This window comes from Pseudomonas sp. PvP025, assembly GCF_017832155.1.
In the GTDB taxonomy this organism is placed as follows: domain Bacteria; phylum Pseudomonadota; class Gammaproteobacteria; order Pseudomonadales; family Pseudomonadaceae; genus Aquipseudomonas.
Window position 1 is genome coordinate 3373739 of record NZ_JAFIBJ010000001.1, and the last position, 22755, is coordinate 3396493.

A 22755-nucleotide genomic window follows, 5' to 3' on the forward strand; every position below is an offset into this window, starting at 1 on the left:
CATCCGAAGCTATCTCAGAAGAGATGCTTACTCGATGATTTTAGCTACAACACCAGCACCAACAGTACGGCCGCCTTCACGAATCGCGAAGCGCAGACCGTCTTCCATTGCGATGGTCTTGATCAGGGTAACTTCCATTTGGATGTTATCGCCTGGCATTACCATTTCAACGCCTTCTGGCAGCTGGCAGTTACCAGTCACGTCAGTAGTACGGAAGTAGAACTGTGGACGGTAGCCTTTGAAGAACGGAGTGTGACGACCGCCTTCTTCCTTGCTCAGAACATAAACTTCTGCGGTGAACTTGGTGTGCGGCTTGACCGAACCTGGCTTAACCAGAACCTGGCCACGCTCAACGTCGTCACGCTTGGTACCACGCAGCAGAACGCCGCAGTTCTCGCCAGCACGACCTTCGTCGAGCAGCTTGCGGAACATTTCAACACCTGTGCAGACGGTGTTGGTGGTGTCACGCAGACCAACGATTTCCAGTGCATCCTGAACGCGAACGATACCGCGCTCGATACGACCAGTCACAACAGTACCGCGACCGGAGATCGAGAATACGTCTTCGATTGGCATCAGGAACGGCTTGTCGGTCAGACGAACTGGTTCTGGGATGTAGCTGTCCAGAGTCTCTACCAGCTTCTTAACAGCGGTAGTGCCCATTTCGTTGTCGTCTTTGCCTTCCAGAGCCATACGAGCGGAACCGATGATGATCGGAGTGTCGTCGCCTGGGAAGTCGTAAGTGCTCAGCAGATCGCGCACTTCCATCTCAACCAGTTCCAGCAGCTCAGCGTCGTCTACCAGGTCAGCCTTGTTCAGGAAAACCACGATGTACGGAACGCCTACCTGACGGGACAGCAGGATGTGCTCACGGGTTTGTGGCATCGGACCATCAGCGGCCGAGCAAACCAGGATTGCGCCGTCCATCTGGGCAGCACCGGTGATCATGTTCTTCACATAGTCAGCGTGACCTGGGCAGTCAACGTGAGCGTAGTGACGAATCGAAGAGTTGTACTCTACGTGCGCGGTGTTGATGGTGATACCACGAGCTTTTTCTTCTGGAGCGCTGTCGATTTTATCGAAATCAACGACTGCGGAACCGAAAACTTCGGAGCAGACGCGAGTCAGAGCTGCGGTCAGAGTGGTTTTACCGTGGTCAACGTGACCGATAGTGCCAACGTTGACGTGCGGTAGGGAACGATCAAATTTTTCTTTAGCCACGACAATTAACTCCTTGCCTAAAGGACTGAATCAGCCTTGTTTTTTGGATACAGTTTCAGCGATGTGCGCCGGAGCTGTGTTGTATTTTTTGAATTCCATAGAGTAGCTTGCGCGACCCTGGGACATGGAGCGAACGTCGGTCGCATAACCGAACATCTCACCCAACGGAACCTCGGCGCGAATCACTTTGCCGGAAACCGTGTCTTCCATACCCAAGATCATGCCGCGACGACGGTTAAGGTCGCCCATGACATCACCCATATAGTCTTCAGGTGTAACAACTTCTACCGCCATGATTGGCTCAAGCAACTCACCACCGCCCTTCTGGGCCAGTTGCTTGGTTGCCATGGAAGCAGCCACCTTGAACGCCATCTCGTTGGAGTCGACGTCGTGGTAAGAACCGTCAAAAACGGTTGCTTTCAGGCCGATCAGCGGATAGCCGGCAACAACACCGTTCTTCATCTGCTCTTCGATACCCTTCTGGATAGCAGGGATGTATTCCTTAGGAACCACACCACCCACTACTTCGTTCACGAATTGCAGACCTTCCTGACCTTCGTCAGCAGGAGCAAAACGGATCCAGCAGTGACCGAACTGACCACGACCGCCGGACTGACGAACGAACTTGCCTTCGATTTCACAGTTCTTCGTGATGCGCTCACGATAGGAAACCTGAGGCTTACCGATGTTGGCTTCGACGTTGAATTCACGGCGCATCCGGTCAACCAGGATGTCCAGGTGAAGCTCGCCCATGCCGGAGATGATCGTTTGACCAGTCTCTTCATCAGTCTTGACGCGGAAAGATGGATCTTCCTGAGCAAGCTTGCCCAGAGCGATACCCATTTTTTCCTGGTCATCCTTGGTCTTGGGCTCTACGGCAACCGAAATAACCGGCTCCGGGAAGTCCATGCGAACGAGGATGATTGGCTTATCAGCGTTGCACAAGGTTTCACCAGTGGTGACGTCCTTCATGCCGATCAGGGCCGCGATGTCACCAGCGCGTACTTCCTTGATCTCTTCACGGGCGTTTGCGTGCATTTGCACCATACGACCCACGCGCTCTTTCTTGCCTTTAACCGAGTTGATCACGCCGTCGCCGGAGTTCAACACGCCCGAGTAAACACGGACGAAGGTCAAGGTACCCACGAATGGGTCAGTGGCAATTTTAAATGCCAGAGCGGAGAACGGTTCTGCGTCGTCTGCATGACGCTCCAGCTCGATAGTCTCGTCATCCGGGTCGGTACCCTTGATGGCTGGAATATCAACCGGGGCCGGCAGGTAGTCGATCACAGCATCGAGAACCAGGGGAACGCCCTTGTTCTTGAACGAAGAACCGCAAACAGCCAGGACGATTTCGCCAGCGATAGTACGCTGACGCAGAGCGGCCTTGATTTCCACGTTGGTGAGCTCTTCACCTTCGAGGTACTTGTTCATCAGCTCTTCATTGGCTTCGGCAGCAGCCTCAACCATGTTGTTGCGCCACTCGTCAGCCAGCTCCTGCATATCAGCAGGGATAGGCTTACGAACAGGAACCATACCCTTGTCAGCATCGTTCCAGTAAACAGCTTCCATGGTCAGCAGATCGATCTGGCCCTGGAAGTTGTCTTCGGAACCGATAGCCAACTGGATTGGCACCGGAGTGTGACCCAGACGCTGCTTGATCTGACCGATCACGCGCAGGAAGTTGGCACCAGCACGGTCCATCTTGTTTACATAAACAAGACGTGGAACGCCGTATTTGTTGGCTTGACGCCATACGGTTTCCGACTGCGGCTCAACACCCGAGGTACCGCAGAACACAACAACAGCGCCGTCGAGTACACGCAGGGAACGCTCAACTTCAATGGTGAAGTCTACGTGGCCCGGGGTATCGATTACGTTGAAGCGGTGCTCATCTTTGTACTGCTTCTCGGAACCTTTCCAGAAGGCGGTAATAGCAGCAGAAGTAATGGTAATACCACGCTCCTGCTCCTGAACCATCCAGTCTGTGGTCGCGGCGCCGTCATGCACCTCGCCCATTTTGTGACTTTTGCCGGTGTAAAACAGCACGCGCTCGGTGGTGGTGGTTTTACCAGCATCCACGTGAGCGACGATACCGATGTTACGGTAACGGCTAATCGGTGTAGTACGAGCCATAAAGCCCTCGCAAAATTAGTGAAGCTAAGATTAGAAGCGGTAGTGCGAGAAAGCTTTGTTGGCTTCAGCCATACGGTGCACGTCTTCACGCTTCTTAACAGCAGCACCTTTACCTTCAGCAGCGTCCAACAGTTCGCCGGCCAAACGCAGAGCCATAGACTTCTCGCCGCGCTTGCGGGCGAAGTCTACCAACCAGCGCATTGCCAGGGCGTTACGACGGGACGGACGAACTTCGACCGGAACCTGGTAAGTAGCACCGCCTACACGGCGCGACTTCACTTCGACCAGCGGAGCGATGGCGTCGAGAGCTTTCTCGAAGATTTCCAGGGGATCGCTGTTCTTGCGTTCTTTAACCTTTTCCAGCGCGCCATAAACGATACGCTCGGCAACGGCTTTTTTACCGCTTTCCATTACGTGGTTCATGAACTTGGCCAGAATTTGGCTTCCGTATTTTGGATCGTCAAGCACTTCGCGCTTGGCTGCTACGCGTCTTCTTGGCATGGATAAGCCCTCAAACGGTCTTCAGGTTCGTTCGGAATCAGTGCCCTTTCGGGGCGCCTCCGACCTTACTCTTATCGACTCAGAAAATAAGATGATTCAGTTTTACAAGAAGCGACTACTACTTAGGCTTCTTGGTACCGTACTTCGAACGACCCTGGTTACGGCCTTTAACGCCGGAAGTATCCAGGGAGCCGCGTACGGTGTGGTAACGAACACCTGGCAAGTCTTTTACACGACCGCCGCGGATCAGTACCACGCTGTGCTCTTGCAGGTTGTGACCTTCACCGCCGATGTACGAGGAAACCTCGAAACCGTTGGTCAGGCGCACACGGCATACTTTACGCAGTGCCGAGTTAGGTTTTTTCGGCGTGGTGGTATACACACGGGTGCATACGCCACGACGTTGCGGGCAGTTCTGCAGCGCAGGCACGTCGGATTTCTCGACGATACGCTTACGCGGCTGACGTACCAGCTGGTTGATAGTTGCCATCTACTAGCTCCACTGTTGTCTTGCGACGCTATTGTCTTGCAAGAAAAGCAAAATGGCAGGAACGAATTCCCGCCAAATTTAGGGGTACAAGAGTCTAAAGAGGATCTTGCCCCCAGTCAAGGCAAGGCCCCGACCTCCCCGCCCGTCGAATCGGGGCATAAATGCCTCGATCCGACGAATGGGGCTGCCAGGGCCCAGTCTCATCTATCGCAGAACTCAGTTACCGCTTGAGTTCAGCGCTTCGGTCAGTGCAGCTTCCACTTCACTGGCGCTTACGCGCAGCGGCTTGTCAGCATCACGGCGGCGCTTGCGCTCGCTGTGGTAAGCCAAACCGGTACCAGCCGGGATCAGACGACCCACGACCACGTTTTCTTTCAGGCCACGCAGGTAATCGCGCTTGCCGGTTACCGCTGCTTCGGTCAGTACGCGAGTGGTCTCCTGGAAGGAGGCCGCCGAGATGAACGATTCAGTGGACAACGACGCCTTGGTGATACCCAGCAGCACGCGAGTGAACTTGGAGACAAACTTGTCATCCGCGCCCAGACGCTCGTTCTCTACCAGTACGTGAGTCAGTTCCATCTGGTCGCCCTTGATGAAACTGGAATCGCCGGATTCAGCGATTTCAACTTTACGCAGCATCTGACGCAGGATGGTCTCGATGTGCTTGTCGTTGATCTTCACGCCCTGCAGGCGGTAAACGTCCTGGATCTCGTTGACGATGTACTTGGCCAGCGCACTCACACCCAGCAGACGCAGGATGTCGTGTGGATCGCTCGGGCCGTCGGAGATAACTTCGCCGCGGTTTACCTGTTCGCCTTCGAAGACGTTCAGGTGACGCCACTTCGGAATCAGCTCTTCGTACGGATCGGTACCGTCGTTCGGGGTAATGACCAGACGGCGTTTGCCCTTGGTCTCTTTACCGAACGCGATGGTGCCGCTGACTTCAGCCAGAATCGACGCTTCCTTCGGACGACGCGCTTCGAACAAGTCGGCAACACGCGGCAGACCACCGGTGATGTCGCGGGTCTTCGAAGTTTCCTGCGGGATACGCGCGATAACATCACCGATCGCGATCTTCGCACCATCCGCCACACCGACCAGGGCGTTGGCTGGCAGGAAGTACTGAGCGATTACGTCAGTGCCTGGCAGCAACAAGTCCTTGCCGTTGTCGTCGACCATCTTCACGGCAGGACGGATGTCTTTACCGGCAGCTGGACGATCTTTCGCATCGAGTACTTCAATGTTGGTCATACCGGTCAATTCGTCGGTCTGACGCTTGATCGTGATGCCTTCTTCCATGCCCACGTAGGTCACGGTACCTTTCATTTCGGTAACGATTGGGTGAGTGTGCGGATCCCACTTGGCCACGATTGCGCCAGCGTCGACCTTGTCACCTTCTTTAACCGAAATCACAGCACCGTACGGCAGCTTGTAACGCTCACGCTCACGACCGTAGTCATCAGCGATTGCCAGCTCACCGGAACGGGACACAGCAACCAGGTGGCCATCCACTCGTTCAACGTGTTTCAGGTTGTGCAGACGGACAGTACCGCCATTCTTCACCTGAACGCTGTCGGCTGCGGAGGTCCGGCTTGCCGCACCACCGATGTGGAACGTACGCATGGTCAGCTGGGTACCCGGCTCACCGATGGACTGGGCAGCGATAACGCCGACCGCTTCCCCGATGTTCACCTGGTGACCACGAGCCAAATCACGGCCGTAGCACTTGGCGCAAATGCCGTAGCGGGTTTCGCAGCTGATCGGCGAGCGAACGATCACTTCGTCGATGCTGTTAAGCTCGATGAACTCGACCCACTTCTCGTCAACCAGGGTGCCAGCAGGAACGATAACTTCCTCGGTACCCGGCTTGAACACGTCACGGGCAATGACTCGACCCAGTACGCGCTCACCCAGCGGCTCTACAACGTCGCCGCCTTCAATGTGCGGCGTCATCAGCAAGCCGTGTTCGGTGCCGCAGTCGATCTCGGTAACAACCAGATCCTGTGCAACGTCTACCAGACGACGAGTCAGGTAACCGGAGTTAGCCGTCTTCAACGCGGTATCCGCCAAACCTTTACGAGCACCGTGAGTGGAGATGAAGTACTGAAGTACGCTCAAACCTTCACGGAAGTTCGCAGTAATCGGCGTTTCAATGATGGAGCCGTCCGGCTTGGCCATCAGGCCACGCATACCGGCGAGCTGACGGATCTGCGCAGCAGAACCCCGTGCGCCCGAGTCGGCCATCATGTACATGGAGTTGAAGGACTCCTGGTCAACTTCGTCGCCATGGCGGTCGATGACTTTCTCTTTCGAGAGGTTGGCCATCATTGCCTTGGACACTTCGTCGTTGGCCTTGGACCAAAGGTCGATCACCTTGTTGTACTTCTCGCCCTGGGTTACCAGGCCGGAGGCGTACTGGCTTTCGATCTCTTTCACTTCATCGGTGGCGGCACTGATGATGCGGGCTTTTTCATCCGGGATAACGAAGTCGTTAACACCGATGGAAACGCCGGAGATGGTCGAATAAGCAAAACCTGTGTACATCAACTGGTCAGCAAAGATCACGGTCTCTTTCAGACCAACCACGCGGTAGCACTGGTTGATCAGCTTGGAGATCGCCTTTTTCTTCATCGGCAGGTTGACGACGTCGTACGACAGACCTTTTGGCACAACCTGATACAACAGCGCACGGCCAACAGTGGTGTCGACGATACGCACGTTGCTCACACTGCCGCCGTCACGGTCGTTGACGGTTTCGTGGATCCGCACTTTGACCTTGGCGTGCAGTGCGGCTTCACCGGCACGGAACACACGGTCAACTTCCTGCAGGTCCGCGAAGACACGACCTTCGCCCTTGGCGTTGATCGCTTCACGGGTCATGTAATACAGACCCAATACAACGTCCTGCGACGGAACGATGATTGGCTCACCGTTGGCTGGCGACAGAATGTTGTTGGTCGACATCATCAACGCACGCGCTTCCAACTGAGCTTCCAGTGTCAGCGGTACGTGCACGGCCATTTGGTCGCCGTCGAAGTCGGCGTTGTACGCAGCACAGACCAGAGGGTGCAGCTGGATAGCCTTACCTTCGATCAGTACCGGTTCAAACGCCTGGATACCCAGACGGTGAAGGGTCGGTGCACGGTTGAGGAGAACCGGGTGTTCGCGGATCACTTCAGCGAGAACGTCCCAAACCTCTGGCAGTTCACGCTCGACCATTTTCTTGGCCGCTTTGATGGTGGTCGCGAGACCGCGCATTTCCAGCTTGCCGAAGATGAATGGTTTGAACAGCTCGAGTGCCATCTTCTTGGGCAGACCGCACTGGTGCAGACGCAGGGTCGGGCCTACGGTAATTACCGAACGACCGGAGTAGTCAACACGCTTACCGAGCAAGTTCTGACGGAAACGACCTTGCTTACCCTTGATCATGTCAGCCAGGGATTTCAAAGGACGCTTGTTCGAACCGGTGATAGCGCGGCCACGACGACCGTTGTCGAGCAAGGCATCGACAGCTTCCTGCAACATACGCTTTTCGTTGCGCACGATGATGTCCGGAGCGGACAGATCAAGCAGGCGCTTCAAGCGATTGTTACGGTTGATCACGCGGCGGTACAGGTCATTGAGGTCGGACGTCGCGAAACGACCGCCATCCAACGGTACCAGCGGACGCAGGTCTGGCGGCAGAACCGGCAGAACGGTCAGCACCATCCACTCTGGCAGGTTGCCGGAACCCTGGAAGGCTTCCATCAACTTCAGACGCTTGGACAGTTTCTTGATCTTGGTTTCGGAGTTGGTTTGCGGAATCTCTTCACGCAGACGGCCAATCTCGTGTTCCAGGTCGATAGCGTGCAGCAGTTCACGGACAGCTTCGGCACCCATGCGGGCATCGAAATCGTCACCGAATTCTTCCAGCGCTTCGAAGTACTGCTCGTCGTTCAGCAGCTGACCCTTTTCAAGGGTGGTCATGCCTGGATCGATAACGACATAGCTCTCGAAGTAGAGAACGCGTTCGATATCACGCAGGGTCATGTCCATCAGCAAGCCGATACGGGACGGCAGCGATTTCAGGAACCAGATGTGGGCAACCGGCGAAGCCAGCTCGATGTGCGCCATGCGCTCACGACGAACCTTGGCCAGTGCAACTTCAACGCCGCACTTCTCGCAGATCACACCACGGTGCTTCAAGCGCTTGTACTTACCGCACAGGCACTCGTAATCCTTTACCGGGCCAAAGATCTTGGCGCAGAACAGGCCGTCACGCTCAGGTTTGAACGTACGGTAGTTAATGGTTTCCGGCTTTTTAACTTCACCGAACGACCACGAACGGATCATCTCAGGCGATGCCAATCCAATACGGATGGCGTCGAACTCTTCGACTTGACCCTGGTTTTTCAGCAAATTCAGTAGGTCTTTCAAGGCCTTTCCTCCTGGCGGAGCAGAGAGCGGGCATCGCTGCCACGCTCTCGATTCGCGTCACGTGTTATTCGGTTTCCAGATCGATATCGATGCCGAGGGAACGAATTTCTTTGATCAACACGTTGAAAGACTCGGGCATGCCCGGCTCCATACGGTGATCGCCGTCCACGATGTTTTTGTACATCTTGGTACGACCGTTCACATCGTCCGACTTCACTGTGAGCATTTCTTGCAGAGTGTATGCGGCACCGTATGCTTCCAGTGCCCAGACCTCCATCTCCCCGAAACGCTGACCACCGAACTGAGCCTTACCACCCAGCGGCTGCTGGGTAACCAGGCTGTAAGAACCGGTAGAACGAGCGTGCATCTTATCGTCTACCAAGTGGTTCAGCTTCAGCATGTACATGTAGCCAACAGTAACCGGGCGCTCAAACTTGTTGCCGGTACGGCCGTCGAACAGCTGCATCTGGCCGCTTTCCGGCAGGTCAGCCAGTTTCAGCATGGCCTTGATTTCGCTTTCCTTGGCACCGTCGAACACCGGGGTAGCCATTGGAACGCCGCCGCGCAGGTTCTTCGCCAGATCCAGGATTTCCTGGTCGGAGAAGGTGTCCAGCTCTTCGTTGCGACCGCCGATCTCGTTGTAGATCTCATGCAGGAACTTGCGCAGGTCTGCGACCTTGCGCTGCTCTTCGATCATACGGTTGATCTTCTCGCCCAGACCTTTGGCCGCGAGGCCCAGGTGGGTTTCAAGGATCTGACCAACGTTCATACGCGAAGGTACGCCCAACGGGTTGAGGACGACGTCGACCGGGGTGCCATTGGCATCGTGCGGCATGTCTTCAACCGGCATGATCACGGAGACCACACCCTTGTTACCGTGACGACCAGCCATCTTGTCGCCCGGCTGGATGCGGCGACGGATTGCCAGGTAAACCTTGACGATTTTCAGCACGCCTGGAGCCAGGTCATCGCCCTGCTGCAGTTTGCGCTTCTTGTCTTCGAACTTGTCGTCCAGCAGACGACGACGATCAACGATGTAGGCCTGGGCCTTCTCGAGCTGCTCGTTCAGAGCATCTTCAGCCATGCGCAGTTTGAACCACTGGCCGTGCTCAAGACCGTCGAGTACTTCGTCGGTGATGTCCTGACCTTTCTTCAGACCTGCGCCGCCTTCGGCCTTGTGGCCTACCAGAGCGGAACGCAGACGTTCGAAAGTCGCGCCTTCAACGATACGGAACTCTTCGTTCAGATCCTTGCGGATCTCGTCGAGTTGAGTCTTCTCGATGGACAGTGCACGAGCATCACGCTCAACGCCGTCACGGGTGAAGACCTGTACGTCGATGACGGTGCCCTTGGTACCGGTAGGTACACGCAGGGAAGTGTCTTTAACGTCGCTGGCTTTTTCACCGAAAATGGCACGCAACAGCTTCTCTTCCGGTGTCAGTTGGGTCTCGCCTTTCGGAGTGACCTTACCCACCAGAATGTCGCCTGCGCCAACTTCAGCACCTACGTAAACGATACCGGCTTCGTCCAGTTTATTCAGTGCAGCTTCACCCACGTTCGGGATGTCTGCAGTGATTTCCTCTGGGCCAAGCTTGGTGTCACGCGCCACACAGGTCAGTTCCTGAATGTGGATCGTGGTGAAGCGGTCTTCCTGAACAACACGCTCGGACAGGCAGATGGAGTCTTCGAAGTTGAAGCCGTTCCATGCCATGAACGCGATGCGCATGTTCTGACCCAGTGCCAGTTCACCCATGTCGGTGGACGGGCCGTCGGCCATGATGTCGCTGCGCTGAACGCGATCACCTTTGCGCACCAGCGGACGCTGGTTGATGCAGGTGTTCTGGTTCGAGCGGGTGTATTTGGTCAGGTTGTAGATGTCGACACCAGCTTCGCCAGTTTCAACTTCGTCATCGGCAACACGAACCACGATACGGCTGGCATCAACAGAGTCGATCACGCCGCCACGACGAGCCACGACGCAAACGCCGGAGTCACGCGCTACGTTACGCTCCATGCCGGTACCTACCAGCGGCTTGTCAGCACGCAGAGTCGGTACAGCCTGACGCTGCATGTTGGAACCCATCAACGCACGGTTGGCGTCATCGTGTTCCAGGAACGGGATCAGCGACGCTGCTACAGAAACTACCTGCTTGGGCGAAACGTCCATCAAGGTGACGTCTTCCGGCGCCTTGACGGTGAACTCGTTCAAGTGACGAACCGCTACCAGCTCGTCGGTCAGGACTTTCTTGTCGTTCATCGTGGCCGAAGCCTGAGCGATCACGTGATCAGCTTCTTCGATGGCGGACAGGAACACGATCTCGTCGGTGACCAGAGCGTCTTTCACCACACGGTACGGGCTCTCGAGGAAGCCGTACTGGTTGGTGCGCGCATAAGCGGCCAGCGAGTTGATCAGACCGATGTTCGGGCCTTCCGGCGTTTCGATCGGGCAAACACGACCGTAGTGCGTCGGGTGAACGTCACGCACTTCAAAGCCTGCACGCTCACGGGTCAGACCGCCCGGGCCCAGTGCAGAAACACGGCGTTTGTGGGTGATCTCGGAAAGCGGATTGTTCTGGTCCATGAACTGCGAGAGCTGGCTGGAACCGAAGAACTCTTTCACCGCTGCAGCCACTGGCTTGGCGTTGATCAGGTCTTGCGGCATCAGGCCTTCGCTTTCGGCCATCGACAGACGCTCTTTGACCGCACGCTCAACACGTACCAGGCCAACGCGGAACTGGTTTTCGGCCATTTCGCCGACACAGCGAACACGACGGTTACCCAGGTGGTCGATGTCATCGACAATGCCTTTGCCGTTACGGATGTCGACCAGGGTCTTCAATACGGCAACGATGTCTTCCTTGCACAACACGCCCGAACCTTCGATCTCGGTACGCCCGATACGACGGTTGAACTTCATCCGGCCGACCGCAGACAGGTCATAGCGCTCAGGACTGAAGAACAGGTTGTTGAACAGGGTCTCGGCAGCGTCTTTGGTAGGTGGCTCGCCAGGACGCATCATGCGATAGATCTCGACCAGCGCTTCCAATTGGTTGCTGGTGGAGTCGATCTTCAGGGTGTCGGAGACGAAAGGACCGCAGTCGATGTCGTTGGTGTACAGGGTCTCGATGCGAACAACCTGGGCCTTGGCGATTTTTGCCAGGATCTCGGTGTTCAGCTCGGTGTTGCACTCAGCCAGGATTTCGCCTGTAGCCGGGTGAACAATAACCTTGGCGGTAGTGCGACCCAGGACGTAGTCAAGAGGCACGTCCAGAGAGGTAATACCGGCTTTTTCGATCTGGTTGATGTGGCGCGCAGTAATACGACGGCCAGCCTCAACAATGACCTTGCCCTTCTCGTCCTGGATATCCAGAACGGCAATCTCACCACGCAGGCGCGAAGGCACCAGTTCCAGGCTGAGGGTTTCATCCTTCAGGCTGAATACGTTGGTGGTATAGAAAGCGTCCAGTACCTGTTCGGTGGTGTAGCCGAGCGCGCGCAGCAGTACCGAGGCCGGCAGCTTGCGACGACGGTCGATACGCACGAACACGCAGTCTTTCGGGTCGAACTCGAAGTCCAACCACGAACCGCGGTACGGAATGATCCGCGCGGAGTACAGGAGTTTGCCGGAGCTGTGCGTCTTACCGCGGTCGTGGTCAAAGAACACGCCCGGGGAACGGTGCAGCTGGGAAACGATTACGCGCTCGGTACCGTTGATAACGAAGGTACCGTTCTCGGTCATCAATGGGATTTCGCCCATGTAGACTTCTTGCTCTTTGATGTCCTTGATCGCTTTGTTCGACGACTCTTTGTCGAAAATGATCAGACGGACTTTTACCCGCAAAGGTACGGCGTACGTTACGCCACGCAACACGCATTCTTTGACATCAAATGCCGGTTCGCCCAGGCGATAACCGACGTACTCCAGCGCAGCATTGCCGGAGTAGCTGATGATCGGGAAAACGGATTTGAAGGCCGCATGCAGGCCCACGTCGCGGAACTGATCTTTGGTCGCTCCCGCCTGCAAGAATTCACGATACGAATCCAGCTGGATAGCCAGAAGGTACGGGACATCCATGACGTCCGGCAACTTGCTAAAGTCCTTGCGGATACGTTTTTTCTCAGTATATGAGTAAGCCATCAGCGTTCCCCAGCTTGGTCACCTGCTTGTTTGGCCCCTCCGACGGGAGCAGCCAGAAAATCTTGCAAACCCCATGGTTTGCACCACCGCTTCGGGTGGCTACAGCGCGTTAATGGCGGCGACCGAGTCGACAGCCAAGAACGGAAAAAGGCCGGTGGCAAGAGCCACCAGCCATCAGCCTTAAGCTTGACGCTTGGGCTGGAGACGCAAGGTCGATGCTTACTTCAGCTCGACTTTAGCGCCTGCTTCTTCCAGAGTTGCCTTGGCTTTGTCGCCGGCATCTTTGGTCACTGCTTCCAGAACCATGGCAGGAGCGCCGTCAACTACAGCCTTGGCTTCTTTCAGGCCCAGACCGGTCAGTTCACGTACTGCCTTGATCACGTTTACTTTCTTCTCGCCAGCTTCCAGCAGCATGACGTTGAATTCGGTTTGCTCTTCAACAACGGCAGCAGCAGCAGCTGGACCGGCGGAAGCAGCGGCAGCGGAAACGCCGAATTTTTCTTCGAAAGCTTTGATCAGCTCAACAACCTGCAGAACCGACATTTCAGCTACGGCGTTGAGGATATCGTCTTGGGAGATAGACATTGCTGTATTTCCTGAATTGGGGGACGGCCTACGCGGCCATCGAAATAAACAAAAATACGCGAGAGAAGTGACTCAGCCTTAGGCTGCGGCAGCTTCTTTTTGCTCGCGAACTGCAGCCAGGGTACGAGCCAGCTTGCTGGTAGCGCCTTGAATCACGCTCATCAGCTGCGAAATGGCTTCGTCGCGGGTCGGCAGTGTTGCCAGTACGTCGATTTGGTTAGCTGCGAGGAACTTGCCCTCGAACGCAGCTGCCTTGATCTCGAACTTATCCTGACTCTTGGCGAATTCCTTGAACAAACGGGCAGCAGCGCCTGGATGGTCCTTGGAGAACGCGATCAGAGTCGGGCCGGTGAACACGTCGTTGAGAACACTGTATTCAGTGTCAGCAACGGCGCGCTTGAGCAGGGTGTTACGTACAACACGTACGTATACGCCAGCTTCACGAGCCTCTTTACGGAGTCCGGTCATAGCGCCTACTGTCACACCACGGGCATCAGCCACGACAGCGGACAGAGCAGCTTTGGCAGCCTCGTTGACTTCAGCGACGATGGCCTTCTTGTCTTCGAGATTAATTGCCACGGGTTTAACTCCTGCTTGTTACCGTTTCATCTGGCCGGAGCCGGATGTCGTTTTGGTGTCTGATTCGGTAAGGAACCGGGAGCACCATCTGCGTAGGCTTGTTGGTTTAAGACTTGAGTCGCCTACGGTCTTGGATAGCCCCCGCCAGGCAGGGACCCCAATCTTTCAATTGGCGCAATCACTTGCGCCAACCTGTGTCTTATACGTCCAGCGAGCCTTGGTCGATGACCAGACCTGGGCCCATAGTGGTGCTCAGGGTGACGCGCTTGACGTAGATGCCTTTCGAGGAAGCTGGCTTGATACGCTTGAGATCAGCGATCAGCGCTTCAACGTTTTCCTTCAGCTTGACGGCGTCAAAGCCGACTTTGCCAACGGAGGTGTGAATGATGCCGTTTTTGTCGGTGCGATAACGAACCTGACCAGCCTTGGCGTTTTTAACAGCGGTGGCTACGTCTGGAGTTACGGTGCCGACTTTAGGGTTAGGCATCAGGCCGCGCGGACCCAGGATCTGACCCAACTGACCTACAACACGCATTGCATCCGGGGAAGCAATAACTACGTCGTAGTTCAGGTCGCCGCCTTTCATTTCGGCAGCCAGGTCGTCCATGCCAACGCGATCTGCGCCGGCGGCCAGAGCAGCTTCAGCTGCCGGGCCTTGGGTGAAGACAGCTACACGTACAGTCTTGCCAGTACCGTGTGGCAGCACAGTAGCGCTACGAACGACCTGGTCGGATTTACGCGGGTCAACACCCAGGTTTACAGCAACGTCAACCGACTCGCTGAACTTGACAGTCGACAGCTCGGTCAGCAGGGCAGCAGCGTCTACAAAGTTGTAGGCCTTGCCTGCTTCGATTTTGCCGGCGATAGCCTTTTGGCGCTTGGTCAGCTTAGCCATTACACACCCTCCACGTTAAGGCCCATGCTACGAGCAGAACCGGCGATGGTACGCACGGCTGCATCCATATCAGCTGCAGTCAGATCCGCGTTTTTGGTTTTCGCGATTTCTTCCAGCTGAGCACGGGTAACAGTGCCAACCTTAACGGTGTTAGGACGAGCGGAACCGCTAGTCAGACCAGCAGCTTTCTTCAACAGAACCGAAGCCGGGGTCGACTTGGTTTCGAAAGTGAAGCTACGGTCGCTGTATACAGTAATGATCACTGGAGTCGGCAGACCTGGCTCAAGACCCTGAGTACGGGCGTTGAAAGCCTTGCAGAATTCCATGATGTTCACGCCGTGCTGACCCAGAGCTGGGCCGACGGGTGGACTAGGGTTGGCCTGAGCGGCCTTCACTTGCAGCTTGATGTAAGCGGTAATCTTCTTGGCCATGAGGCACTCCAATTACGGGTTCTAACGCCTCGAAAGGCTCCCCGGTTACTTGCGCGTTTATCCCAGTGACGACAAAACCCCACAGCCTAAGGCTGCGGGGTTGGGATGCTTTGCCAGCTAGACCTTTTCGACCTGGCTGAACTCCAACTCCACTGGAGTGGAGCGACCGAAAATGAGCACTGCCACCTGGACACGACTCTTTTCGTAGTTAACTTCTTCGACAGTACCGTTGAAATCAGCGAACGGACCATCTGTGACACGAACAACCTCACCCGGCTCGAACAATGTCTTCGGCTTGGGCTTGTCGCTGCCATCAGCAACACGACGCAGAATCGCTTCCGCCTCTTTGTCGGTGATCGGAGCAGGCTTATCAGCAGTACCGCCAATGAAGCCCATCACACGAGGAGTGTCCTTGACCAAGTGCCAAGTACCTTCATTCATGTCCATCTGAACCAGCACGTAGCCAGGGAAGAACTTGCGCTCACTCTTGCGCTTCTGACCATTCCGCATTTCAACCACTTCTTCAGTGGGAACGAGAATTTCGCCAAAGCCATCTTCCATGCCTGCGAGCTTTACGCGCTCCAGCAAAGAGCGCATCACATGCTTCTCGTAACCCGAATAAGCATGCACAACGTACCAACGCTTAGCCACGGGACACCCTTAGCCAACAATCAAGGAAACAAGCCAACCGAGCAGGGAATCAAGCCCCCACAACAGCAACGCCATAACCAGAACAACAGCCACGACAATCAATGTGGTCTGCGTGGTTTCTTGGCGAGTCGGCCAAACGACTTTACGAATTTCTGTGCGAGCTTCCTTCACCAATACTGCGAAAGACTTACCCTTTGCGGTCTGCAGACCGACAAATGCAGCTACAGCAGCCAGGGCGAGCAAAGCGAGTACGCGGTACAGGATCGGCGAAGCAGAATAGTACTGATTGCCAACAACGCCTACGACCACCAAAGCGACAACAACAAGCCACTTGACCAGATCGAAACGAGAGCTTTGAGCTTCAGCCTTAGGAGTCATCTATGAAGATCCTGTGAAAAGAAAGCCAGACACATTACGTGAATCTGGCAGGTCAGGAGGGAATCGAACCCCCAACCTACGGTTTTGGAGACCGTCGCTCTGCCAATTGAGCTACTGACCTAAAACAAAATCAGGCCGACCATTATGCAGGCCTGAAAAAGACTTTACAACAACCAACCCCACTAGACTTGAATCCACCCAGCCTTTAAAGCCAGAAGCAACACAACCAAGCCGAGGCAGCCGTTAAAACAAAGGCAGATATTTTCATATCTGCCTTGTTATATGGAGCTCTTGAGCGGATTTGAACCGCTGACCTCACCCTTACCAAGGGTGTGCTCTACCAACTGAGCTACAAGAGCAAAACACCTTGCACAACCTGCAAATCTGGAGCGGGTAGCGGGAATCGAACCCGCATCATCAGCTTGGAAGGCTGAGGTTCTACCACTAAACTATACCCGCGGAGCTTGCAGCTCACGCTAAAAATGGTGGAGGGGGAAGGATTCGAACCTTCGAAGTCGTAGACGTCAGATTTACAGTCTGATCCCTTTGGCCGCTCGGGAACCCCTCCTAAGCGAGCCGGCATTTTACATTAGGCCGGCCTTCTGTCAAGCATTTTCTCATTTAAAAATATGAGGTTAGCTGCGTTGACGTGTTTCGCACTGAAGCTCTTAAAAGCTCTTCACTGCGAAGCGGGCGCCATTCTATGCAAACTATTCGCGAGTTGCAATGCCTTCGCACAGCATTATTTTATGTTTTAACTCGTTGAATTCCTTAGCAAGGTTTTCAAAGGGTAGATCGTTAGCCAGGCGCCGACTTTCGGGGGCGATTCTAAGCCAGTAACCCGAAGCATCAGTCGTACTTAGCAGTTGAATCCTGACCTTTATATCCAGACTGATCAGTCGCTGCTCAAGGGCCTGTGCCTGACGCTTGTCAGTGAAACCACCGATGTACATACATGTATTTTGCACTTCTGGCAGTTTTGCTCTATCCGCGCGCGTAGTAGCATCAGCAGACTCGCTCAAAAGGCGAATGTCCTGCTGGGTGCCCCGATACAAACTCAGCGGAGTGACGTCCTTGGCACGCAGCGGCGCCTCTTGCTGATGCCATATGTAATAAAAAATGTTGAGAACGAGCAAAAGCAAAAACAGCCAACGCATAATCACCTCAAGATAAAGGGCATGCCATTGCCAACCCGACGAATACAAGGTCAGGAACCAACCGGGCTTGTGGAACCGCGTCAGCCACCAGATTCGCATCCCCACCCGTCAGGAAGACCGTAAAGTCATCCCCCCAATAGTGACGGGCCAGCTCAAGCTGGGTCAGCACAAACCCTCGGAGCATCAGAGTACACCCGCGCTCGACAGCCTCGACGGTTGTTCGACCAGGATGAAGACATTCAAGGGCTTTTTCGGCCGCCGCATCGTCGTAACGTATCTTGCGGGTATGGGTGCGTAACTGGTTGCGCATCAGCGGCATGCCAGGACAAATGAATCCGCCCAAGTGCTCGCCATCGGCCGTAACGAAATCTGCAGTTGCGGCGGTTCCGAAATCGAGTACAAGGCATGCGCCCGTAGCCAGCCTATATCCGCCAAGCACCGCCAGCCAGCGATCAAGCCCAAGACGCTCGTAATCTTCGTAGCCATTGCGCACCCCGGCCATCTCCCTGGAGGAAGCCGCACAGCACACAACAACTCCAAATGCCTCCTCCAACGTCGCGACCAACTTGTTGGTTTCCTCTAACGCGCGGACGCTCACAAGCCGGCAGCGCGTAAGGAGCAGGCCCGGAAGGGCCAACAGACTGTCAATCAGTGCGCTATCTGAGCTTACAATGCCCTCCGCACAGGCACTCGCGCTACCCGAACTGATCACGCGCCACTTGATAAAGCTATTCCCACAGTCGAGCTCAAGAATCATCACGCAACCTCAGGCTTAACTCACCGCCACTGTATATTTTTTCGACACCATCAACATCCAGACGCAAAGCACCCTGACGATCCACTCCCAAAACAACACCATCTATGTGGTTGATACCGGCAATAAGAGACACCGACTTACCTTGCCACAGGTGATTCAGCTCCCACTCCTCCTGAAGCTCCGAAAAGCCGGAGGCCCTGTGTCGCTCGAGGTAGCTGTTTAGATGACGGCTCAGTTGCGCGGCCAAGTGATTACGATTAATGGAAACACCCGTCTGCAATTGCACCGATGTCCATTCCTGATCAACATCGTCGGCCTTCTGCATGTTGGCATTGATACCAATGCCCAAGACAACGTGACAGATGTCAGCGGGATCGCCCACCAACTCCAGCAAGATACCGGCAATTTTCTTCTGCCCGACTAGAACGTCGTTCGGCCATTTCAGGGCAGCACCTTGCACCCCCGATTCTCGCAAGGCATGCATTACAGCTAACCCGACAACCAGGCTCAACCCCTCCAGTTGCCGCAACCCACCTTCGATGCGCAACACGAGGCTGTAATAGATGTTCTGCGCAAATGGGCTCACCCACTTGCGGCCGCGCCTGCCTCTACCCGCTGTCTGCTGCTCCGACAGCACGATAAATGGGGGTTCCATACCCGCATTGACAAGGCGAAGGGCCTCGGCGTTGGTAGAGTCGATTGAATCGAAAACCTGAACTGCCCATGACAGAGGAGCCGTATTCAGCACGATCTCTTCAGCATTCAGGAACACCAGCGGCGAGGCCAACTGATATCCGCGGCCGCGGACTTTATGGATGGGTAAATTCAGCTCCGCCTCAAGATTCTGCAGCTGCTTCCAGACAGCACTGCGACTAATCCCCAAGGCAGCGCCAAGCGATTCTCCCGAGTGGAATCGACCATCTTTTAGAAGTTTCAACAACGTCAGCATGCAAGTATCGCCTCACAAAGAGGCACGCATGATAGCCATGCGCAGAGTCATTGCATAGAAAGGCCGAACACTGGCACTGAGAATGGCAGCAGAGGCATCATCAGACTTTCCAACCGCCCAAAACAAAACCCCATCTGCTTTCGCAAATGGGGTTTCGGAATTTAATCTTGACGATGACCTACTCTCACATGGGGAAACCCCACACTACCATCGGCGATGCATCGTTTCACTACTGAGTTCGGGATGGGATCAGGTGGTTCCAATGCTCTATGGTCGTCAAGAAATTCGGGTACTGAGTCGCGGCCAGACGGCCTCGCTTCAGCAAATTGGGTATGTGACAGCTGTCGGTGTTTTGTGAGCGTCGAACTTTCGGTTCATCTCGTCTTCACACACCGCAATCTGATGCTTCTACTTGTTTCCAAGTCAGGAGTAGTCAAATTGCTTGGGTGTTATATGGTCAAGCCTCACGGGCAATTAGTATTGGTTAGCTCAACGCCTCACAGCGCTTACACACCCAACCTATCAACGTCGTAGTCTTCGACGGCCCTTTAGGGAACTCAAGGTTCCAGTGAGATCTCATCTTGAGGCTAGTTTCCCGCTTAGATGCTTTCAGCGGTTATCTATTCCGAACATAGCTACCCGGCAATGCCACTGGCGTGACAACCGGAACACCAGAGGTTCGTCCACTCCGGTCCTCTCGTACTAGGAGCAGCCCCTCTCAAATCTCAAACGTCCACGGCAGATAGGGACCGAACTGTCTCACGACGTTCTAAACCCAGCTCGCGTACCACTTTAAATGGCGAACAGCCATACCCTTGGGACCGGCTTCAGCCCCAGGATGTGATGAGCCGACATCGAGGTGCCAAACACCGCCGTCGATATGAACTCTTGGGCGGTATCAGCCTGTTATCCCCGGAGTACCTTTTATCCGTTGAGCGATGGCCCTTCCATACAGAACCACCGGATCACTAAGACCTACTTTCGTACCTGCTCGACGTGTCTGTCTCGCAGTCAAGCGCGCTTTTGCCTTTATACTCTACGACCGATTTCCGACCGGTCTGAGCGCACCTTCGTACTCCTCCGTTACTCTTTAGGAGGAGACCGCCCCAGTCAAACTACCCACCATACACTGTCCTCGATCCGGATAACGGACCTGAGTTAGAACCTCAAAGTTGCCAGGGTGGTATTTCAAGGTTGGCTCCACGCAGACTGGCGTCCACGCTTCAAAGCCTCCCACCTATCCTACACAAGCAAATTCAAAGTCCAGTGCAAAGCTATAGTAAAGGTTCACGGGGTCTTTCCGTCTAGCCGCGGATACACTGCATCTTCACAGCGATTTCAATTTCACTGAGTCTCGGGTGGAGACAGCGCCGCCATCGTTACGCCATTCGTGCAGGTCGGAACTTACCCGACAAGGAATTTCGCTACCTTAGGACCGTTATAGTTACGGCCGCCGTTTACCGGGGCTTCGATCAAGAGCTTCGCGTTAGCTAACCCCATCAATTAACCTTCCGGCACCGGGCAGGCGTCACACCCTATACGTCCACTTTCGTGTTTGCAGAGTGCTGTGTTTTTAATAAACAGTCGCAGCGGCCTGGTATCTTCGACCGGCATGAGCTTACGGAGCAAGTCCTTCACCCTCACCGGCGCACCTTCTCCCGAAGTTACGGTGCCATTTTGCCTAGTTCCTTCACCCGAGTTCTCTCAAGCGCCTTGGTATTCTCTACCCAACCACCTGTGTCGGTTTGGGGTACGGTTCCTGGTTACCTGAAGCTTAGAAGCTTTTCTTGGAAGCATGGCATCAACCACTTCGTGTTCTAAAAGAACACTCGTCATCAGCTCTCGGCCTTAAGATCCCGGATTTACCTAAGATCTCAGCCTACCACCTTAAACTTGGACAACCAACGCCAAGCTGGCCTAGCCTTCTCCGTCCCTCCATCGCAATAACCAGAAGTACAGGAATATTAACCTGTTTTCCATCGACTACGCTTTTCAGCCTCGCCTTAGGGACCGACTAACCCTGCGTCGATTAACGTTGCGCAGGAAACCTTGGTCTTTCGGCGTGGGTGTTTTTCACACCCATTGTCGTTACTCATGTCAGCATTCGCACTTCTGATACCTCCAGCAAGCTTCTCAACTCACCTTCACAGGCTTACAGAACGCTCCTCTACCGCATCACTTACGTGATACCCGTAGCTTCGGTGTATGGTTTGAGCCCCGTTACATCTTCCGCGCAGGCCGACTCGACTAGTGAGCTATTACGCTTTCTTTAAAGGGTGGCTGCTTCTAAGCCAACCTCCTAGCTGTCTAAGCCTTCCCACATCGTTTCCCACTTAACCATAACTTTGGGACCTTAGCTGACGGTCTGGGTTGTTTCCCTTTTCACGACGGACGTTAGCACCCGCCGTGTGTCTCCCATGCTCGGCACTTGTAGGTATTCGGAGTTTGCATCGGTTTGGTAAGTCGGGATGACCCCCTAGCCGAAACAGTGCTCTACCCCCTACAGTGATACATGAGGCGCTACCTAAATAGCTTTCGAGGAGAACCAGCTATCTCCGAGCTTGATTAGCCTTTCACTCCGATCCACAGGTCATCCGCTAACTTTTCAACGGTAGTCGGTTCGGTCCTCCAGTTAGTGTTACCCAACCTTCAACCTGCCCATGGATAGATCGCCCGGTTTCGGGTCTATTCCCAGCGACTAGACGCCCTATTAAGACTCGCTTTCGCTACGCCTCCCCTATTCGGTTAAGCTCGCCACTGAAAATAAGTCGCTGACCCATTATACAAAAGGTACGCAGTCACCCAACAAAGTGGGCTCCCACTGCTTGTACGCATACGGTTTCAGGATCTATTTCACTCCCCTCTCCGGGGTTCTTTTCGCCTTTCCCTCACGGTACTAGTTCACTATCGGTCAGTCAGTAGTATTTAGCCTTGGAGGATGGTCCCCCCATATTCAGACAAAGTTTCTCGTGCTCCGTCCTACTCGATTTCATGACTAAGAGATTTTCGCGTACAGGGCTATCACCCACTATGGCCGCACTTTCCAGAGCGTTCCGCTAATCTCAAAGCCACTTAAGGGCTAGTCCCCGTTCGCTCGCCACTACTAAGGGAATCTCGGTTGATTTCTTTTCCTCAGGGTACTTAGATGTTTCAGTTCCCCTGGTTCGCCTCTTACGCCTATGTATTCAGCGTAAGATAACCATCTTATGATGGCTGGGTTCCCCCATTCAGACATCTCCGGATCAAAGTCTGTTTGCCGACTCCCCGAAGCTTTTCGCAGGCTACCACGTCTTTCATCGCCTCTGACTGCCAAGGCATCCACCGTATGCGCTTCTTCACTTGACCATATAACCCCAAGCAATCTGGTTATACTGTGAAGACAACATTCGCCGAAAATTCGAATTTCTCAGTTAAGAGAACTCACAAATTTTACCTTAGCCTGATCCGTTACCAGTGAAAGTAACGTTCAGT

15 protein-coding genes, 4 tRNA genes and 2 rRNA genes are annotated in these 22755 nt (G+C 54.6%); all 21 read right to left on the reverse strand.

Annotated elements, in window-relative coordinates; translation table 11 throughout:
- Positions 1-27 precede the first annotated feature (27 nt).
- A complete protein-coding gene (gene tuf / locus JOE32_RS14485) occupies positions 28-1221 on the reverse strand; it encodes an elongation factor Tu (protein ID WP_057010371.1) in 1194 nt (397 codons plus the stop codon).
- Positions 1222-1251: 30 nt separating this feature from the next.
- Positions 1252-3357, reverse strand: a complete 2106-nt coding sequence (gene fusA / locus JOE32_RS14490; RefSeq protein ID WP_003232412.1) for an elongation factor G — start codon at positions 3355-3357, stop codon at positions 1252-1254.
- A 30-nt stretch (positions 3358-3387) separates the two neighbouring features.
- Complete coding sequence (gene rpsG / locus JOE32_RS14495; RefSeq protein ID WP_002555493.1) at positions 3388-3858, reverse strand: 30S ribosomal protein S7; 471 nt, start codon at positions 3856-3858, stop codon at positions 3388-3390.
- A 118-nt stretch (positions 3859-3976) separates the two neighbouring features.
- Positions 3977-4348 (reverse strand): 30S ribosomal protein S12, encoded by a 372-nt coding sequence (gene rpsL / locus JOE32_RS14500; protein WP_002555494.1) that lies wholly within the window; start codon positions 4346-4348, stop codon positions 3977-3979.
- Positions 4349-4564: 216 nt separating this feature from the next.
- On the reverse strand, positions 4565-8764 hold the full coding sequence (gene rpoC, locus JOE32_RS14505) for a DNA-directed RNA polymerase subunit beta' (RefSeq protein WP_209985410.1): 4200 nt from the start codon (positions 8762-8764) through the stop codon (positions 4565-4567).
- A 64-nt stretch (positions 8765-8828) separates the two neighbouring features.
- A complete protein-coding gene (gene rpoB / locus JOE32_RS14510) occupies positions 8829-12902 on the reverse strand; it encodes a DNA-directed RNA polymerase subunit beta (RefSeq protein WP_057010369.1) in 4074 nt (1357 codons plus the stop codon).
- Positions 12903-13121: 219 nt separating this feature from the next.
- Entirely contained in the window at positions 13122-13487 is a 366-nt protein-coding gene (gene rplL, locus JOE32_RS14515; RefSeq protein ID WP_053138313.1) for a 50S ribosomal protein L7/L12, read from the reverse strand.
- Positions 13488-13565: 78 nt separating this feature from the next.
- A complete protein-coding gene (gene rplJ / locus JOE32_RS14520) occupies positions 13566-14066 on the reverse strand; it encodes a 50S ribosomal protein L10 (RefSeq protein ID WP_003232405.1) in 501 nt (166 codons plus the stop codon).
- Between the two features lie 199 nt (positions 14067-14265).
- Positions 14266-14961, reverse strand: a complete 696-nt coding sequence (rplA, locus tag JOE32_RS14525) for a 50S ribosomal protein L1 (protein ID WP_003232403.1) — start codon at positions 14959-14961, stop codon at positions 14266-14268.
- Entirely contained in the window at positions 14961-15392 is a 432-nt protein-coding gene (rplK, locus tag JOE32_RS14530; protein ID WP_003176435.1) for a 50S ribosomal protein L11, read from the reverse strand. The genes rplA and rplK overlap by 1 nt, the downstream gene beginning before the upstream one ends.
- A 117-nt stretch (positions 15393-15509) precedes the next feature.
- Positions 15510-16043 carry a transcription termination/antitermination protein NusG gene (gene nusG / locus JOE32_RS14535; protein WP_003232401.1) on the reverse strand — a complete coding sequence of 178 codons (534 nt, stop codon included), beginning with the start codon at positions 16041-16043 and terminating at the stop codon, positions 15510-15512.
- Positions 16044-16052: 9 nt separating this feature from the next.
- Positions 16053-16421, reverse strand: coding sequence for a preprotein translocase subunit SecE (gene secE / locus JOE32_RS14540; protein WP_003232399.1), 369 nt, complete (start codon positions 16419-16421; stop codon positions 16053-16055).
- Positions 16422-16466: 45 nt separating this feature from the next.
- Positions 16467-16542 (reverse strand) — tRNA-Trp (locus JOE32_RS14545).
- Between the two features lie 162 nt (positions 16543-16704).
- Positions 16705-16780, reverse strand: a tRNA-Thr gene (locus JOE32_RS14550).
- Positions 16781-16806: 26 nt separating this feature from the next.
- Positions 16807-16880 (reverse strand) — tRNA-Gly (locus JOE32_RS14555).
- A gap of 24 nt (positions 16881-16904) precedes the next feature.
- Positions 16905-16989: transfer RNA gene (locus JOE32_RS14560), tRNA-Tyr, on the reverse strand.
- 142 nt (positions 16990-17131) lie between these two features.
- Positions 17132-17578, reverse strand: a complete 447-nt coding sequence (locus JOE32_RS14565) for a hypothetical protein (RefSeq protein ID WP_209985413.1) — start codon at positions 17576-17578, stop codon at positions 17132-17134.
- 7 nt (positions 17579-17585) lie between these two features.
- Positions 17586-18335 (reverse strand): pantothenate kinase, encoded by a 750-nt coding sequence (locus JOE32_RS14570; protein WP_209985415.1) that lies wholly within the window; start codon positions 18333-18335, stop codon positions 17586-17588.
- Positions 18325-19284: a bifunctional biotin--[acetyl-CoA-carboxylase] ligase/biotin operon repressor BirA gene (birA, locus tag JOE32_RS14575; RefSeq protein WP_209985418.1), complete on the reverse strand. Its 960-nt coding sequence runs from the start codon at positions 19282-19284 to the stop codon at positions 18325-18327. Before birA ends, JOE32_RS14570 begins: the two co-directional genes overlap by 11 nt.
- Before the next feature lie 165 nt (positions 19285-19449).
- Positions 19450-19565: ribosomal RNA gene (rrf, locus tag JOE32_RS14580) — 5S ribosomal RNA — on the reverse strand.
- Between the two features lie 172 nt (positions 19566-19737).
- Positions 19738-22629 (reverse strand): 23S ribosomal RNA (locus JOE32_RS14585).
- Positions 22630-22755 lie beyond the last annotated feature (126 nt).

Excerpts from the sequence above, each read along its gene's own strand:
- fusA (WP_003232412.1), bottom strand. The coding sequence starts at position 3,357 with ATGGCTCGTACTACACCGATTAGCCGTTACCGTAACATCGGTATCGTC.
- rpsG (WP_002555493.1), bottom strand. The coding sequence starts at position 3,858 with ATGCCAAGAAGACGCGTAGCAGCCAAGCGCGAAGTGCTTGACGATCCA.
- rpsL (WP_002555494.1), bottom strand. The coding sequence starts at position 4,348 with ATGGCAACTATCAACCAGCTGGTACGTCAGCCGCGTAAGCGTATCGTC.
- rpoB (WP_057010369.1), bottom strand. The coding sequence starts at position 12,902 with ATGGCTTACTCATATACTGAGAAAAAACGTATCCGCAAGGACTTTAGC.
- rplL (WP_053138313.1), bottom strand. The coding sequence starts at position 13,487 with ATGTCTATCTCCCAAGACGATATCCTCAACGCCGTAGCTGAAATGTCG.
- rplA (WP_003232403.1), bottom strand. The coding sequence starts at position 14,961 with ATGGCTAAGCTGACCAAGCGCCAAAAGGCTATCGCCGGCAAAATCGAA.
- rplK (WP_003176435.1), bottom strand. The coding sequence starts at position 15,392 with ATGGCCAAGAAGATTACCGCTTACATCAAGCTGCAAGTGAAGGCCGCT.
- secE (WP_003232399.1), bottom strand. The coding sequence starts at position 16,421 with ATGACTCCTAAGGCTGAAGCTCAAAGCTCTCGTTTCGATCTGGTCAAG.
- JOE32_RS14565 (WP_209985413.1), bottom strand. The coding sequence starts at position 17,578 with ATGCGTTGGCTGTTTTTGCTTTTGCTCGTTCTCAACATTTTTTATTAC.
- JOE32_RS14570 (WP_209985415.1), bottom strand. The coding sequence starts at position 18,335 with ATGATTCTTGAGCTCGACTGTGGGAATAGCTTTATCAAGTGGCGCGTG.
- birA (WP_209985418.1), bottom strand. The coding sequence starts at position 19,284 with ATGCTGACGTTGTTGAAACTTCTAAAAGATGGTCGATTCCACTCGGGA.